Annotated in this window: 15 protein-coding genes; 10 read left to right on the top strand and 5 right to left on the bottom strand. The window is 59.3% G+C overall.

The features are described 5' to 3' along the window. Nucleotide 1: 1 nt before the first annotated feature. A complete protein-coding gene (locus tag KBY02_RS21055) occupies nucleotides 2-502 on the bottom strand; it encodes a GspH/FimT family pseudopilin (protein WP_024641660.1) in 501 nt (166 codons plus the stop codon). A gap of 131 nt (nucleotides 503-633) precedes the next feature. On the opposite strand from KBY02_RS21055, the gene KBY02_RS21060 reads away from it, so the two are divergent. The 7 genes from KBY02_RS21060 to thiO are packed head-to-tail and all read left to right on the top strand — an operon-like array spanning nucleotide 634 to nucleotide 7,562. Further along, nucleotides 634-1,107 carry a GspH/FimT family pseudopilin gene (locus tag KBY02_RS21060; RefSeq protein ID WP_003371119.1) on the top strand — a complete coding sequence of 158 codons (474 nt, stop codon included), beginning with the start codon at nucleotides 634-636 and terminating at the stop codon, nucleotides 1,105-1,107. Continuing rightward, the gene (gene pilV / locus KBY02_RS21065) at nucleotides 1,107-1,622 is read left to right on the top strand and encodes a type IV pilus modification protein PilV (protein WP_024641659.1); all 516 of its coding nucleotides are present in this window, start codon (nucleotides 1,107-1,109) and stop codon (nucleotides 1,620-1,622) included. The genes KBY02_RS21060 and pilV overlap by 1 nt, the downstream gene beginning before the upstream one ends. After that, the gene (locus KBY02_RS21070; protein WP_004409697.1) at nucleotides 1,619-2,326 is read left to right on the top strand and encodes a PilW family protein; all 708 of its coding nucleotides are present in this window, start codon (nucleotides 1,619-1,621) and stop codon (nucleotides 2,324-2,326) included. The genes pilV and KBY02_RS21070 overlap by 4 nt, the downstream gene beginning before the upstream one ends. Nucleotides 2,327-2,337: 11 nt before the next feature. After that, entirely contained in the window at nucleotides 2,338-2,835 is a 498-nt protein-coding gene (locus KBY02_RS21075) for a PilX N-terminal domain-containing pilus assembly protein (protein WP_024641657.1), read from the top strand. Next, nucleotides 2,822-6,019: a pilus assembly protein gene (locus KBY02_RS21080; protein ID WP_024641656.1), complete on the top strand. Its 3,198-nt coding sequence runs from the start codon at nucleotides 2,822-2,824 to the stop codon at nucleotides 6,017-6,019. Before KBY02_RS21075 ends, KBY02_RS21080 begins: the two co-directional genes overlap by 14 nt. Before the next feature lie 11 nt (nucleotides 6,020-6,030). Beyond that, on the top strand, nucleotides 6,031-6,432 hold the full coding sequence (locus KBY02_RS21085; RefSeq protein WP_046720033.1) for a type IV pilin protein: 402 nt from the start codon (nucleotides 6,031-6,033) through the stop codon (nucleotides 6,430-6,432). A 26-nt stretch (nucleotides 6,433-6,458) separates the two neighbouring features. Continuing rightward, the gene (thiO, locus tag KBY02_RS21090; protein WP_024641655.1) at nucleotides 6,459-7,562 is read left to right on the top strand and encodes a glycine oxidase ThiO; all 1,104 of its coding nucleotides are present in this window, start codon (nucleotides 6,459-6,461) and stop codon (nucleotides 7,560-7,562) included. Nucleotides 7,563-7,688: 126 nt separating this feature from the next. On the opposite strand, the gene KBY02_RS21095 is transcribed toward thiO, so the two are convergent. The 4 genes from KBY02_RS21095 to KBY02_RS21110 form a co-directional block, all read right to left on the bottom strand. Further along, on the bottom strand, nucleotides 7,689-9,026 hold the full coding sequence (locus tag KBY02_RS21095; RefSeq protein WP_024642308.1) for a sigma-54-dependent transcriptional regulator: 1,338 nt from the start codon (nucleotides 9,024-9,026) through the stop codon (nucleotides 7,689-7,691). A gap of 2 nt (nucleotides 9,027-9,028) precedes the next feature. After that, nucleotides 9,029-10,621, bottom strand: coding sequence for a sensor histidine kinase (locus KBY02_RS21100; protein ID WP_024642307.1), 1,593 nt, complete (start codon nucleotides 10,619-10,621; stop codon nucleotides 9,029-9,031). Continuing rightward, nucleotides 10,611-10,850 carry a PP0621 family protein gene (locus KBY02_RS21105; RefSeq protein WP_011266590.1) on the bottom strand — a complete coding sequence of 80 codons (240 nt, stop codon included), beginning with the start codon at nucleotides 10,848-10,850 and terminating at the stop codon, nucleotides 10,611-10,613. The genes KBY02_RS21100 and KBY02_RS21105 overlap by 11 nt, the downstream gene beginning before the upstream one ends. 120 nt (nucleotides 10,851-10,970) lie before the next feature. Then, nucleotides 10,971-11,993: an outer membrane protein assembly factor BamD gene (locus KBY02_RS21110; protein ID WP_003371138.1), complete on the bottom strand. Its 1,023-nt coding sequence runs from the start codon at nucleotides 11,991-11,993 to the stop codon at nucleotides 10,971-10,973. Nucleotides 11,994-12,142: 149 nt separating this feature from the next. On the opposite strand from KBY02_RS21110, the gene rluD reads away from it, so the two are divergent. From rluD to clpB, 3 genes are all read left to right on the top strand, one after another. Continuing rightward, nucleotides 12,143-13,105, top strand: a complete 963-nt coding sequence (rluD, locus tag KBY02_RS21115; RefSeq protein WP_002551999.1) for a 23S rRNA pseudouridine(1911/1915/1917) synthase RluD — start codon at nucleotides 12,143-12,145, stop codon at nucleotides 13,103-13,105. Further along, nucleotides 13,102-13,830: a peptidoglycan editing factor PgeF gene (gene pgeF, locus KBY02_RS21120; protein WP_011266592.1), complete on the top strand. Its 729-nt coding sequence runs from the start codon at nucleotides 13,102-13,104 to the stop codon at nucleotides 13,828-13,830. Before rluD ends, pgeF begins: the two co-directional genes overlap by 4 nt. A 171-nt stretch (nucleotides 13,831-14,001) precedes the next feature. Then, nucleotides 14,002-16,566, top strand: coding sequence for an ATP-dependent chaperone ClpB (clpB, locus tag KBY02_RS21125; protein WP_058399559.1), 2,565 nt, complete (start codon nucleotides 14,002-14,004; stop codon nucleotides 16,564-16,566). Nucleotides 16,567-16,610: the final 44 nt, after the last annotated feature.

Below are 16,610 nucleotides of genomic sequence, written 5' to 3' on the forward strand. Positions count from 1 at the left end.
TTCAGCCACACAGCGCTGCATCGATTTTCGTGTCCTCGACCCTCACGCGCCCGGCCGGTGCGACTATCACCCGATAGTTGCTCACCGGCTGATCTGCGGCACATACGTGCAACGTCCTGGCGGTCCTGCGCCGCAACGTCCCCAGACCGTTGAAACTGATTTCCTCTACACGCTTGCGGTTATCGACCACTCGCGCTGTGCCACCATTGGCGCGTTCTATCAGCACCGGATCGTTTTCGTCGGGACCTTTGCCATCTGCGTCGAGTATGATCCGCCAGCCGTTGCTCCAGTCGTTCTCGATGGCATGAAGCGTAACGATCTGATTGCGTGTGATTGCGGTCGCTCTCGCCGAGCGAATGCCGCTGGCCAGCTCCCGGGCGGTTGCAAGCCCGCGGCTGGAATCGATGAGTTCCTTGAAAGACGGGGTTGCGACGTTGGCGAGGATGGCCACCAGTGCAACGACGATCAATAATTCGATCAGTGTGAATCCTGCATGCTTCATATGCCTTCCTCCCTGGAAACCGCCGTTTCAACGCACTGCGGGCGTTCGTCGTGGCAAAACAACCGTACGTCCCGCTATGGATTTTCCCGCGGCGTTGCTGCCTTATAGTCGTAACGTCTAGGAGACACCCAATGCGTCATATAGCCAAGGGATTCAGCCTCATCGAATTGTTAGTCACTGTGTCCCTGGTGGGCATCCTGGCGGCTATCGCTATCCCGAATTTCACCAGCTCCATCCAGAGCAACAAGGCCGATACCGAACTCAGCGATTTGCAGCGGGCGCTCAACTATGCGCGACTCGAGGCGATAAACAGGGGAGTGGCGGTGCGTATAGCGCCGACCAGCGGGACGGCGTGGACCAACGAATTGCAGGTGTATCTGGTTTCCGATACTCAGACGACGCCCACTGCGCTCCGGAAAGTAGCGGCCATGAGCAGCGGCGCCACGCTGGTGGCCGATAACAATGCCACGGCAATTGATTTCAACAACCTGGGCGCGCTCATTGCCCCGGCTGCGGCGGTGACCATGACCTACACCCGAGGCACCATTAGCAAAACCATAAAGGTCTGTCTGACCGGTCGGATCACCCTGGGTGGAGGCTGCTGATGGCCGGTGAAACCCGACATCGCCAGATCGGTATGACTTTGATCGAGGTGCTGGTCTCGGTATTGATTCTGGCCATCGGCCTGCTGGGCGCGGCGGCCATTCAGCTCAACGCGCTCAAGTACACCGACAGCGCGACCATGAGCAGTCAGGCCAGCTTCATTGCTTACGACATGATGGATCGTATCCGCGCCAATGTTGATGGTAATGCCAGTGCCAACGGGTCGACCAACGTGCTGGCGACTTATGCGTTGGCGAATCTGGATGCGGCGCCAGCGGCCAATCCGAACGATGCCAGAGCGCAGGATCTGTCTGATTTCAGAAGCAACATCATCAACTTTGCAGGCTCGAGCGGTACCGGCAGCATTGATATCACCGGGGCTCCGGAGGTGACCATTAACGTCGGCTGGAGCGACACAAGGGCTGCGGGATCGAGCAATCAGGCAACCGGAAACACGACCGGCAGCCCGACCAACCGGAATTTTACGCTGACCTCGCGGATCGGGGTCAACCCATGAGAAAGCTGTCCAGAGGCTTCGGCCTGGTCGAAATCATGGTGGCGCTGGTCCTGGGGCTGGTGGTCAGCCTGGGTATCGTGCAGATATTCACGGCTGCCAGAGGCACCTACCAGAGCCAGAATGCCGCAGCGCGGATGCAGGAGGATGCGCGTTTCCTGCTGAGCAAACTGATTCAGGAAATCAGGATGACCGGCATGTATGGCTGCCTGAGCTTCAAAAACTACACGCCTGTATCTCCTGCTATCCCGTGGCCGATCGCACTGGATACTCCAATTCTCTGGGATAATCCGAGCAGGACGCTGACGCTGGTGACTGCCGACGTAGGGACCACAGGCAGTACGCCCACCTGGACCATCGTTTCAGACTGTCAGTCCAAGACGCAGCTTTACGCCAGTACTCGTGCGCCGGCTACGGGGGAGACGGCCTTTCCGTTGCGGCAGTTGGTCTACACGCTCAGCGGAACAGACTTGACCATAAAATATGGCACGGACGGCACTCCGCAGCCGCTGTTGCAGAACGTCGCGGACTTCAGTGTTTCTTTCGGCATGACGGGTAACCCGATGTCCTATACCACGGCTGTTACCAAGGCCAACGCCGACGCTGTGCGCAGTGTGCGTATCAGCCTGACGCTGCAGGATGGGCAGAACGGCATCGTAAAGTCTCAAAAGTACAATGTTGTCGCTTACTTGCGTAATCGCTTTTGAACGGGCCGGGCATGAACAGGATCGTGCGATTCAAATCGATACAGGCTTTCCCTGCACGGCAGGGCGGTATGGTGTTGCTGGTCAGTCTGGTGTTTCTGCTGCTGCTCACTCTGCTGGGTATCTCTTCCATGCAGAACGCCACGCTGCAGGAAAAGATGGCGGGCAGCGTCACCCTGCGCAATCAATCCTTCCAGAAGGCCGAAGCGGCATTAAGGTTGGGAGAGTCTTCGATCAAGATGACGGGCTTTACCATGGCCAAGTGTACAACTGCATCTTGTGCACCGCCTGCGGAATCCACTTCTTTGACGACGGCTGGGGTAGGCGCATCCGGGGTTAATTGGATCGCTGCGGCAGGCGGTTTCTACGGTATACAGAATCTGGGGACCACTGCAACACCGGTGAATCGGCCACCGATCTGTACCGGAACAGTAACGCTCTATCGCGTGACATCAGTCGCTATTCAAGGCACGTCGCGCACGGTGCTGGAGAGTATTTATGCCAATTGCTGAGAAACTCCGTCGCAGCCTGAAGTATCTCGGCGGTGCGCTTTTGGCTTTTTATGCCCTTACGCCCGTGTATGCGTTTACGCCAGCACAAGTACCTTTGCTCAGTGCGTCGGCCGTGCCGCCTAACCTGATGCTGCTGGTGGATAACTCCGGGAGTATGTACAACATCATCTGGGCAGCCGGCTTTGATCCGACGGTGACCAATCGTCCGTCGATTATCTATGCGCAGCCAGGGTCATGCGGTTTTCTTAACTGCAGAGGCGTTTCCATTCAGGGCGACGATACGCTTTCGCTGGACTCTGCCGGGCCCTACACGTGCAGAAGCGATTACACCTACGTTGCGCGTGACAACGTGGGTTACTGCCTGAAGTTGCCCGATCCGGCCGGTAACGAGAGCACCACTCGCTACACTGCAGATTACCTTTCTTATCTGGTTGACTTGACGCGGGCCGCCAACACTACTACCAAAGACTTCACCGTCAACAACATCATTCCCAACGATTACCGTATCAACGTCGCGCGCAACGTTTCATTGAAGCTGGTTGAAAACAACAAATCCCTGAGAATCGGTCTGGCCGGGTTCAACCCGCCGACCAACGCTGACCCCGGGCGTGGAGGGAAGATTTCCAGACCTGTTGCAGACCTGTCCCCTGTTGCCAGTAACCCTTACAACAACGGCGGTGTCAGCCAGCGTGATGCAAACGACAATGTTACCGCCCTCAATACGGCCATCAATGCACTGCGAGGCGACTCCAATACGCCGTTGGCTGAAACGTACTATGAGATAACCCGCTACTTTCGGGGCATGACTCCGTTTTACGGCTATAACGGTGCACCGGAAACCTACACCAGCCCAATACAGTACCGCTGCCAGAAAAACTTTGGCGTGGTGATTACTGACGGCTTGCCGACGTACGATCGAACGTTCCCGAGCAACGATCCGGAGGATGTACTCAATACCTCCCGCTCGCTGCCCAATTGGGACTTGAATGCGGCCAATGACGGGGCCAATCTTAATGGTGATGGTGAGGGCGATACGCTTTATCTGGACGACCTCGCCAAGTTCGCCTATGACATCGACATGCGAAGAGCGAGCAGTACACCTGCCACTGACCTGACCAAGAAAAGTTGGGATACAGACGGCTTCTCTCAACAGAACATGACTACCTACACCATTGGTTTCACAGCCGCCAACCAGATGCTGATAGACGCTGCCGACAATAATCACGGGCACGGCAAGTATTTCCAGACCAATGACAGTGCCGGTTTGAACAACGCCTTGAACCTCGCATTGAGCGATATCTATGCCAAGGCCGGTTCGGGCGGCGGTGGCGTGGCAAACTCGTCCACCCTTCAGGCGGGCAGCCGCTTCTATCAGACGCTTTATGACCCGACGGACTGGCATGGCACGATCAAGGCTTACAATCTGGACGCTACGACAGGAGCGCTGAGCGCCCCTGTCTGGACCACTGATACCACGATCACCAGCAGCACCAAGGCGCCTGTTTTCGAGTCATGGAGCACAGCGGCGACACCGACGAAAATCACCCTGGATTTTCTGAATTTCACGCAGGCGCAACGCGATGCCTTTACCGCTACGCTGCCCACCGGAGTGACCGGCGCGGAGGTTATTGCCTGGGCCAAAGGCACGGCCAATGCCAAGCTTCGTACTCGTGCCACACTCTTGGGCGATATCGTCAATTCATCATTGGGGGCCGGGCTGCCGACAGAGAAGACGGCGTCTGATTTGCTCGGCGACACCACTTACACGACGTACCTTTCTGCCAAGTCCAGCAACATGAGTTCCAGTCTGCTGGCCAACGCCAACGATGGCTTCTTCAACGTGATCGACGCCAGCTCCGGTGCGCGTAAATACGCGTATATGCCGTCTACGTCTCTGAGTTCATTGGCGACCATTTCATCCTCTTCCTACGGTTCCGGCGTTCACCGTTTTACGGTGGATGGTCAGATTGCAGTCTTCGATACGCAGGCATCCGCAGGGAGTGTATGGCGCACGGTGGCGTATTCCGGGCTGGGCGCTGGCGGCAAGGCTTTTTTTGCGATCAAGCTTTTCGAAGGTTCGGCAGACAGCATCGGGGCATTGTGGGAGGTCAAGGCTCCCGACACTTCAGACACCAACAACAAGTTCAACAACCTTGGATACACCTACTCCAAGCCGGATGTAGCGCGTATGGCCGATGGCACCGGGATCGTTGTCGTTGGCAATGGTTATGGCAGTTTTACCGGGAGGGCGTCCCTGTATGTACTCAACGCCAACACCGGACAGTTCATTGCCGAAATTCCGACTCCGGTCATTGGCAGCGAAACGGATAACGGGTTGTCTTCGGTGAAACTTCGGGTCAATTCGCAGAATGTCGTTCAAGCAGCCTATGCGGGCGATCTCAAGGGCCGCCTATGGAAGTTCGACATGAGCGGGGCCGCAGCATCCAGCTGGAAAGTCGCTTTCAATGGCTCACCCCTGTTCACTGCACCTCAAGGGGCCAGTCAGTCGATTACCGTTCAGCCCTTGTTGCTGGACCATCCACTCAACGGCAAGATCGTGTATTTCGGCACCGGGAAATTCAGCGAAACCGCGGACAAGCAGACCAGCTCGTTGCAGGATTTCTATGCCATCTGGGATGGCGACAACGGTTCAGGCAACATCGTTGAGGCCAATCTGCAGCCTCAGGCCATTAACGGGACGGTAGTCGGAAGTGGCAATACGTATTACACCACGACTTCCAATGATGTGGATTGGGGCACCAAGAAAGGCTGGTACCTGCCGTTGGCAACCACGGCCCCTTATGTCGGCGAGCGGATTATCTATCCGGCACAAACCTCTCGCGGTCGTATCATCTTCACCACGGCAGCCGTCAACTCTACCGACCCCTGCGAAAGCACCGGGACCGGGCGCTTGTTCGAGCTGAACGCCGCGACTGGCAGCATGCTTAATTACCAGGTACTGGACACCAATAATGACGGCGATATCAACTCTTCGGATTTGATCATTGGCGGTCTCGGTATCGGTACTGGTATCCCGGTAGTGGCTTCTATCGTTGCCGGTACCAATGGGGCCAACGATAACAAGTACGTGATTGACTCCAGCGGCGGCACGCCCACCAAGATTAATGAGAAGGGCGGCAGTGCGAACGTCTTCCAACGCATCATGTGGCGACAAATCCAATAGGGAAACTAGACATGCGAGCGACATCCAGGGGCTTTACGTTGATCGAACTCATGATCGTCGTGGCGATTGTCGGTATTCTGGCGGCCATCGCGTACCCCAGTTACACCGAGTACGTGAAGCGCACCCAGCGGTCGGCGATTGCTAGCCTGCTGTCCGAGCAAACCCAGGCGCTGGAGCGGTTTTATTCGCAGAAGGGAAATTACTCGGATTACAAAGGCGTATCTGGTGGTAATACGTACTACAAGATAACGCCGACCCTAACTGCCACCGACTTCACCCTGACAGCTGACCCTATCGGAGGCACGCTGATGGCTGGCGACAAGTGCGGCAGTTTCGTGATCACTAGCACCGGGGCGCGTACCAACACGGGCGCAACCAGCGGTGTCACTGTCAAAGACTGCTGGGGCCGCTAAACCGTTTTTCTTGTCATGAGACCAAGATGTCCAAGCAAAAAATAGTCATTGTCGGCGGTGGCGTCATAGGTCTGTTGACCGCCTTCAATCTGGCGTCCGAGCAGGTCAGCGTGGTGCTGCTGGATCGTTTGGGCGTTGGCCAGGAATCCTCCTGGGCGGGCGGCGGGATTGTTTCGCCGCTTTACCCGTGGCGCTACAGCCCTGCGGTCACCGCGCTGGCGCATTGGTCGCAGGACTTCTACCCGCACCTCGCCGAGCGTTTGCTCGCACAGACCGGTATCGACCCCGAAGTGCACAAGACCGGCCTGTACTGGCTCGACCTCGATGACGAGCAGTCTGCGCTTGAATGGGCGGTCCGTGAAAAACGCTCGTTGAACCGCGTGGATATCTCGGCGGTGAATGATGCCGTGCCGGTGCTGGGTGAGGGCTATTCGCGGGCGATCTACATGGCCGATGTGGCCAACGTACGTAATCCCCGTCTGGTCAAATCGCTCAAGGCCGCCTTGCTGGCATTGCCCAATGTCGAGATTCGCGAGCAGTGTGAAGTCAGCGGCTTTACCCGTGAAGGCAGCAGGATTTCGGGTGTGCAGACACCAGCAGGGGATATCACCGGTGATCGGGTGATTCTGGCGGCGGGTGCGTGGAGCGGCGAGTTGCTCAAGACCCTGGGTCTGGAGCTGCCGGTCGAGCCGGTAAAAGGCCAGATGATTCTCTACAAGTGCGCATCGGACTTTCTGTCGAGCATGGTGCTGGCGAAAGGGCGCTACGCTATCCCGCGTCGTGACGGGCATATCCTGATCGGCAGTACTCTTGAGCACGAAGGTTTCGACAAAACCACCACGCAGGCCGCATTGGAAAGTTTGAAGGCGTCGGCCGTCGAATTGATTCCGCCATTGGCCCATGCCGAGCCGGTCGCCCAGTGGGCAGGCCTGCGCCCTGGCTCGCCTGAGGGCATCCCGTTCATCGGACCGCTGGACGGTTTTGACGGCCTGTGGCTCAACTGCGGGCATTACCGCAACGGCCTGGTGCTGGCTCCGGCGTCCTGCCAGTTGATCACTGACCTGCTGCTGGAGCGCGAGCCGATCATCGATCCGGCACCCTACGCGCCGACTGGTCGCCTCGCAGGCTAGTCATCCTGTCGGTCACGCGGAGCGTGGGGCGCGACGATGTTCTCGCGCGCACCTATCGTTCCGCACGCTCTAGTGGAATGCCTTTCGTGACGCTATGCGTCGCACGGTTTTTGCCGCGCAACGCATTCAATCCAGGCCCAGCTTCTTCAGGCGATAGCGCAGTGACCTGAACGACAAACTGAGCCTTTCTGCTGCAGCGGTGCGGTTCCAGCGGGTTTCTTCCAGTGCCTGCAGGATGAGCTGGCGTTCGATGCTTTCCAGGTAGTCTTCAAGGTTGTCGATGTCGGCCAGGCTCGGCCCGTCGCTCTCCTGAGGGCTGGCGGACTCTGTCAGGCGCAGGTCGCTGGCGTGGATTTCATCGTTCTCGCACAGCGTGTAGGCGCGCTCCAGCATGTTTTCCAGTTCGCGCACGTTACCGGGGAAGCGGTAGCTCTTCAGCGTTTCCAGCGCCTGCGCGTTCAGGCGCGCGACGGGTTGTGCGCCGTTCCCGGCAAGGCGCTTGAGCACGCTGGCTGCCAGTTGGTCGATATCCTCACGCCGCTCGCGCAACGGGGGCACGCGCACTTCGATCACGTTCAATCGGTAATACAGATCCTGCCGGAACCGACCCGCCGCGACCTCCGCATTCAGATTCTTATGGGTGGCGCACAGAATGCGCACGTCGACGATTTGCTCTTGCTGGCCGCCGACGCTGCGGATGGATTTTTCCTGAATGGCGCGCAGCAGTTTGACCTGCATGGCCAGCGGCAGGTCGGCGACCTCATCGAGAAACAGCGTCCCGGTATGCGCCGCCTGAAACAGACCTGGCTTGTCTTCGTGGGCGCCGCTGAAGCTGCCTTTGCGATGACCGAAGAATTCGCTTTCCATGAGTTCGGAAGGAATGGCGCCGCAGTTCACCGGTATGAAAGGTTTGTCGATGCGCGGACCCTGCTCGTGGATCAGCCTCGCTACAAGCTCCTTGCCGCTGCCCGACTCACCGCTGATGTAGATCGGCGCCTGGCTGCGGGCCAGCTTGCCGATCTGACTGCGCAAGGTACGCATTGCCAGCGAGTCGCCCAGCAGGCGGTTGTCGATGCTGCGCGTGGGTTGCGCGCCGGGCAGGCTCAGCGCGCTATTGACCAGCTCGCGCAACCTGCCCAGGTCGACCGGCTTGGTCACAAAGTCGAAAGCTCCGGCCTTCAGCGCGTGGATCGCGGTGTCCAGGTTGCCGTGGGCAGTGATCATCGCCACCGGCACGTGGGGGTAGCCGTGCTGTATGTGTTGCACCAGCTCAAGGCCATTGCCGTCCGGCAGACGCATGTCGGTCAGGCACATGTCGAACGGTTCGCGGGCCAGCCAGTCGTGGGCTTCGGCAACGTTACGCGCACTACGGGTGTCGAGTTTCATGCGTCCCAGCGTGATCTCCAGGAGTTCGCGAATATCCGGCTCATCATCGACTATCAGGATTTTTTGCCGTTGGCTCATGCTCAGCTCGTCTTGAACGGGTGGGCGAAGGTAATGCGCAGGCAACTGCCACCCGTGGGGCGGGGCGCGTATTCCAAATGCGCCTGATTGCTTTCACACAGTTCACGTGACAGATATAGACCAAGGCCGGTGCCTTTGCTTTCTGTGGTGAAAAACGGTTCGAACATTTTGCTCAGGTGTTGCTCGCTGACCCCCGGCCCGTCGTCCAGCACTTCCAGTGTGGGCAGGTCGCTCTTCTGGTCATTGTGTAGTTTCAGCCAGACCTGCGCTGACGGATGATTCTTGCCGCTGTAGCGCAGGCCGTTCTGCACCAGGTTGGTCATGATTTGCGTCAGTTGTCCGGAATCCATGCGGGTTGTCAGCGTGCCAGGGCTGATGTCGACATGAATCTTCTGATTGGGCGCAGCGGAACTGCGAAATTCAGCGACAAAGTGTTCCAGCCAGGTTTTCAGATCGAGCAGTTCGGGTTGCGCTTCGCGTCTGCGTGACAACTGCAGGACATTTTCGATGACCCTATCAATGCGTCCCGACTGCTCATGAATGATCTGCCCCAAGCGTCGATCCGCTGCACTGAGCTCTTCCGATTCATTAAGCAACTGCGCCGCATGACTGACGGCGCCCAGCGGGTTGCGTATCTCATGGGCAATCCCGGCGGTCAGGCGCCCCAGCGCGGCAAGCTTGAGCTGCTGCGCCTGATGGGCGATCTGCGACAGGTCTTCGAGAAAAACCAGCGTCTGACGCTGATCGCCACGGTTGAGTGTGGCAAAGCTCGGTTGCAGCACCAGCCCGACGGGGGCGGTGGTGATGCTGCGCGGCACCATGATCGGGTTGACGAGCCACTGGCGCAGGCGTTCGACCAGTTGTGGCGAGCAGGTGTCGATGATCTGGCCGACCAGTTGTTCCTGGCCCAGCAGGTTCAAGGCCCCCTGATTGGCCAGCAGCACCTGATGGTTGGCATCCAGCACCAGAATGCCGGTACGCATGCGTTGCAGGATCAGCGCGTTGAGTGCTTCAAGGCTGTCGACATCCGCCGCGCGCTGTTCGGCCAGCACCTCGCTGACCTGCATGCGCGCTGTCAGTGCCTGCACCAGCAGGGCGGCGGCGAAGCACAAGGCGCCCAGCGAGCCAGCCTGCACGTAGTCGTTGGAAACCGAGGGTGTGCCGAAGCTGATGTAGAACGTCAGGTAGATGATGCCGATGGCCGAAACCGCAGCGATCAACAAGCCGATACGGCCGCGCAGCAACACGTTGCTGATCGCCACCGAGGCAATCAACAGGTTGCCGATACCGCTGGAAGGCCCGCCGGCTGCGTAGAACAGTGCGGAGAGCATGATCGCGTCGGTCATCGCCAGGCCGAAAAACTGTGCCTGACGGCTGGGGCGTTCCAGCAGCACGACGACCAGAATGTTGAACACCAGATACAACCAGCAGCCCGAGCGGAACAGGTTCGGGTTGGCCAGTTGCAGCAGCTCGGTTTCCAGGCTGCTGGAAATCAACAGAACCAGTACAACGCCGATGGTCAGTCGGTAGAGGTGGTACAGCCGTAGAATCCGCTGTGCCTGCGGGCTGACAAGGGACGGTGAGTCAGCGGTCACGTGCCGCGGGGCCTTGCAGTCGGTGTGCTTCGCTGCAATACCATTGCTGTGCCTGGCTCAGCGCACGATCCTGCGGCAGATGAACGCCACACTGTGCGCATCGCACCATGGGGGTAGACGCCAGTTCAGGCGGCTCGGCGCGGGGTTTCGGCTTGGGGGGATTGATCAGACGCTTGACGAACCAGACCACCGCCGCGATCAACGCGACCCACATAAGTAAGCGAATCATGACTACCAGCTTAGTGATTGACGATGGCGCAGTGTAGCCAAGCCGCGAGCGGGCGCACAGTGGCAAAATTAATGCACAAAAAAAGAGGCCCGAAGGCCTCTTTTTTTCATGCGCTCAGGATCAGTCGAACAGACCCAGGGTCATGTAGCTGAACCACGAACGGCTCTTGGTGCCTTTCGCTTCGGCGTCTTTTTCCGCCTGTTCGTCCAGCTCTGCCTGATTCTCCGGCAGCAGCTCTTTCGGAATGGAGTCCTTGGCGTCCTGGTACTGCTTCTTCATGTCCTGATCGGCACGGGTCTGGCCCGGTGGCAGCGGTGCGCTACCGTCGATCAGGCCAAGGGTCGCTTTCGACAGCCATGAGCGGTTATCGGCCTCGGCTTCACGCGGGGTGAATTTGCCGTCAGCCAGTTGCGGGTGGTTCGGGTAGTTGGTCTTCAGCACTTCCAGGCTGGTGGCAGCCAGGTCGTCAAGGTGCAGACGCTGATAAGACTCGACCATCACTGCCAGACCGTCGCCGACCGAAGGCGTCTCCTGGAAGTTTTCCACTACATAACGGCCGCGGTTGGCGGCGGCGACGTAGGCCTGACGGGTCAGGTAGTAGTCGGCTACGTGGATTTCGTAGGACGCCAGCAGGTTGCGCAGGTAAATCATGCGCTGCTTGGCGTCAGGCGCATAGCGACTGTTCGGAAAGCGGCTGGTCAGCTGGGCGAACTCGTTGAACGAGTCGCGGGCAGCTCCCGGGTCACGTTTGGTCTGGTCCAGCGGCAGGAAGCGCGCCAGAAGGCCCACGTCCTGGTCGAAGGAGGTCAGGCCCTTCATGTAATACGCGTAGTCGACGTTCGGGTGCTGCGGATGCAGGCGGATGAAACGCTCGGCAGCGGATTTGGCTGCTTCGGGTTCACCGTTTTTGTAGTTCGAGTAGATCAACTCGAGCTGGGCCTGATCGGCGTAGCGACCGAACGGATAGCGAGATTCCAGCGCCTTGAGCTTCTCAGTGGCACTGTTATAGCTGTTATTTCCCAGGTCGGCCTGCGCCTGCTGGTACAGCTCGACTTCGCTGAGGTTTTCGTCGATGACTTCCTTCGACGAACAGGCCGCAGTCAATGCGAGGATGGCGATCAGCAGCAGGTGTTTCACTTGCATGGCGGCTTGCGTCCCTATAACGGCCTGCTGTCTTGGGCGGGGCCGTCCTGTTATGATGAGCGCCCCGCGATACCGGCGGGACAAAAGACGCCGTATTTAACCACAAGCGCGCTGCCGAAACCAAAGGCTAGCCGCCACCTAGTCTGGTCATGTCCGAAAATATAGAACTTCGCGCAGAGGTACCGTCCGAATTGGGCGGTCAACGCCTCGATCAAGTCGCCGCACAATTATTCGCTGAGCACTCGCGCTCGCGCCTTTCCGCCTGGATCAAGGACGGCCGCCTGACTGTGGACGGAGGCGTTCTGCGCCCTCGCGACATCGTGCACGGTGGCGCTGTTCTCGAGCTGATTGCCGAGCAGGAGGCCCAGGGTGAATGGGTTGCTCAGGACATCGAGCTCGACATCATATATGAAGACGACCAGATCCTCGTCATCAACAAGCCTGCCGGGCTGGTGGTGCATCCGGCTGCCGGTCATGCCGATGGCACGCTGCTCAACGCCCTGCTGCACCATGTGCCGGACATCATCAATGTTCCGCGTGCGGGCATCGTGCATCGTCTGGACAAGGACACCACCGGTCTGATGGTGGTCGCCAAGACCATTCAGGCACAGACCCAACTGGTTACTCAGTTGCAGAGTCGCAGTGTCAGCCGCATCTACGAGTGCATCGTGATCGGCGTGGTGACCGCAGGCGGCAAGATCGACGCACCGATCGGCCGTCACGGCCAGCAGCGTCAGCGCATGGCGGTGATGGAAGGCGGCAAGCAGGCGGTCAGTCATTACCGCGTGCTGGAGCGCTTCCGTTCGCACACCCATGTACGGGTCAAGCTGGAAACCGGGCGCACCCACCAGATTCGCGTACACATGGCGCACATCAACTACCCGTTGGTCGGCGACCCGGCCTATGGCGGTCGTTTCCGTATCCCGCCAGCGGCCAGCCTGACCATGGTCGATTCGCTCAAGACCTTCCCGCGGCAGGCGTTGCATGCCCGCTTCCTGGAGCTGGATCATCCGACCACCGGTAAGCGCATGAGCTGGGAATCGCCATTGCCGGACGATTTCGTCTGGTTGCTGTCCTTGCTCAAGCAGGACCGCGAGGCGTTCATCGGGTGAATGACTGGCTGATACCTGACTGGCCTGCGCCAGCACAGATCAAGTCCTGCGTTACCACTCGCTCGGGTGGGGTCAGCCTGGCCCCATTCGACAGCTTCAATCTGGGCGATCACGTCGATGACAGCCCGCAGGCCGTGGCGAGCAATCGCCAGCGCCTGAGCTCCAGCCTCAAGGCTCAGCCCGTCTGGTTGAAGCAGGTGCACGGCATAGACGTCGTATCTGCCGATCCATCCCGCGTCGTCGAGGCCGATGCCAGCTGGACGAGCACGCCTGGCGTGGCCTGCACCATAATGACCGCCGATTGCCTGCCCGCGTTGTTCTGTCGTCGTGATGGCACACGTGTGGCTGCCGCGCATGCCGGCTGGCGTGGACTGGCGGCCGGGGTGCTGGAAGCGACGGCCGACAGCCTGCAGAGTGCTGCCGAAGACATCATGGTCTGGTTGGGGCCGGCCATCGGCCAGCCTTCGTTCGAAGTCGGCCCCGAAGTGCGCGAGGCCTTTACCGCCAGCCACCCGCAGGCAGCCGCTGCGTTTGTCGCCAGTTCGAATCCTGATCGTTTCATGGCCGACATCTACGCGCTCGCCCGGTTACGACTGGCAGCCCAAGGTATCTCTGCCGTGTACGGCGGCGGGCTGGACACCTTCACCGACCCGCGCTTCTTTTCCTACCGCCGCGCCGCGCGCACTGGTCGTTTCGCCTCGCTGATCTGGATCGAACACGCCTGATTGCCGGGCTGTTTTGCACATTCCAGCTAGGCTTGCCTGAACACTCGTCTGATCTGTATCAACCCCGGCCCGCTTGAAACGCGCAGAATCGTCCGCATCTAACTGGCTATTCAGCAGGTTTTCTTTATAGGTGTGTTCATTGCTCCGGCCTGCATTAAAGGAAGGTGACAAATGCGTATCGACAGATTGACCAGTAAATTACAGTTAGCGTTATCCGATTCACAGTCGCTGGCCGTTGGCCTCGACCATCCCGCCATCGAACCTGCGCACTTGATGCAGGCGCTGCTTGAGCAGCAGGGCGGTTCCATCAAGCCTCTGCTGTTGCAGGTAGGCTTCGACATCAACAGCCTGCGCAAGGAACTGAGTGCAGAGCTGGACCGCCTGCCAAAAATCCAGAACCCGACCGGCGACGTCAACATGTCGCAGGATCTGGCGCGCCTGCTCAATCAGGCTGACCGTCTGGCGCAGCAGAAAGGCGACCAGTTCATTTCCAGCGAGCTGGTGCTGCTCGCGGCAATGGACGAGAGCAGCAAGCTCGGCAAATTGTTGCTGGGGCAGGGCGTCAGCAAGAAGGCCCTGGAAAATGCCATTAACAACCTGCGCGGCGAAGGTGCCGTGAATGACCCGAACGTCGAAGAGTCGCGTCAGGCGCTGGACAAGTACACCGTCGACCTGACCAAGCGTGCCGAAGAGGGCAAGCTCGACCCGGTGATCGGTCGTGATGACGAGATTCGTCGCACCATTCAGGTCCTGCAGCGGCGCACCAAGAACAACCCGGTGCTGATCGGCGAACCTGGCGTGGGCAAGACCGCCATTGCCGAGGGCCTGGCGCAGCGCATCATCAATGGCGAAGTACCCGATGGCCTGCGCGGCAAGCGCTTGCTGTCGCTGGACATGGGCGCGTTGATTGCCGGTGCCAAGTACCGGGGTGAGTTCGAAGAGCGCCTCAAATCGCTGCTCAACGAACTGTCCAAGCAGGAAGGCCAGATCATCCTGTTCATCGACGAGTTGCACACCATGGTCGGCGCCGGCAAGGGCGAAGGCTCGATGGACGCTGGCAACATGCTCAAACCTGCGCTGGCGCGCGGCGAGCTGCATTGTGTGGGGGCTACCACGCTCAACGAGTACCGCCAATATATAGAGAAGGATGCGGCGCTTGAGCGTCGATTCCAGAAAGTCCTGGTCGACGAGCCAAGTGAAGAAGACACCATCGCGATCCTGCGTGGCCTTAAAGAGCGCTACGAAGTGCACCACAAGGTCGCCATCACTGACGGCGCGATCATCGCGGCGGCCAAGCTGAGCCATCGCTATATCACCGATCGCCAGTTGCCGGACAAGGCCATCGACCTGATCGACGAAGCGGCCAGCCGTATTCGCATGGAGATCGACTCCAAGCCTGAAGTGCTCGACCGCCTTGAACGTCGCCTGATCCAGCTGAAAGTAGAAGCTCAGGCCCTCAAGAAGGAAAAGGACGAGGCAGCGATCAAGCGCCTGGAAAAACTTCAGGGCGAAATCGAGCGTCTTGAGCTTGAGTACGCGGATCTTGAAGAAATCTGGACCTCGGAAAAAGCCGAGGTCACCGGCTCGGCACAGATCCAGCAGAAAATCGAACAGTCTCGCCAGGAACTGGAGGCCGCGCGCCGCCGGGGCGATCTGAACCGCATGGCCGAGTTGCAGTACGGGATCATTCCCGACCTGGAGCGCAGCCTGCAAATGGTCGACCAGCACGGCAAGCCGGAAAACCAGTTGCTGCGCAGCAAGGTAACCGAGGAAGAAATTGCCGAGGTCGTGTCGAAGTGGACCGGTATCCCGGTGTCGAAGATGCTCGAAGGCGAGCGCGACAAGCTGTTGCGCATGGAAACCCTGCTGCACAACCGGGTGATCGGCCAGGAAGAAGCGGTGGTCGCGGTCTCCAATGCCGTGCGTCGTTCGCGTGCCGGGCTTTCCGACCCTAACCGCCCGAGCGGCTCGTTCATGTTCCTCGGCCCGACCGGCGTGGGCAAGACCGAGCTGTGCAAGGCGCTGGCCGAGTTCCTGTTCGACACCGAAGAGGCAATGGTGCGTATCGACATGTCCGAGTTCATGGAGAAACATTCCGTGGCTCGCCTGATCGGTGCGCCGCCAGGCTACGTCGGTTACGAAGAGGGCGGCTACCTGACCGAAGCCGTGCGTCGCAAACCGTATTCGCTGATTCTGCTCGACGAAGTCGAGAAGGCGCATTCCGACGTGTTCAACATCCTCTTGCAGGTGCTTGAAGACGGACGCCTGACTGACAGCCACGGGCGTACGGTGGACTTCCGCAATACCGTGATCGTCATGACCTCCAACCTCGGCTCGGCGCAGATCCAGGAACTGGTCGGTGATCGTGAGGCGCAGCGTGCTGCGGTAATGGACGCGGTCGGTACGCACTTCCGTCCGGAGTTCGTTAACCGGATCGACGAAGTGGTGATCTTCGAACCGCTGGCGCGTGACCAGATTGCCGGTATCACCGACATCCAGCTGGGCCGCCTGCGCAAGCGTCTGGCCGAGCGCGAGCTGTCGATGACCCTGACCCCAGAGGCGCTGGACAAGCTGATCGCCGTTGGTTACGACCCGGTCTATGGCGCACGCCCGCTGAAGCGGGCGATCCAGCGCTGGATCGAGAACCCGCTGGCGCAGATGATCCTCTCGGGCAGCTTCATGCCCGGCACGACCATCACCGGCAAGGTGGTCGACGACGAGATCACGTTTGTCTGACAGCGCTCGTCAACGCTCTATAGAAGGGCCCTCGAACCGAGGGC

The sequence above is a fragment of the Pseudomonas sp. P129 genome (assembly GCF_020312195.1).
GTDB lineage: Bacteria > Pseudomonadota > Gammaproteobacteria > Pseudomonadales > Pseudomonadaceae > Aquipseudomonas > Aquipseudomonas fragariae.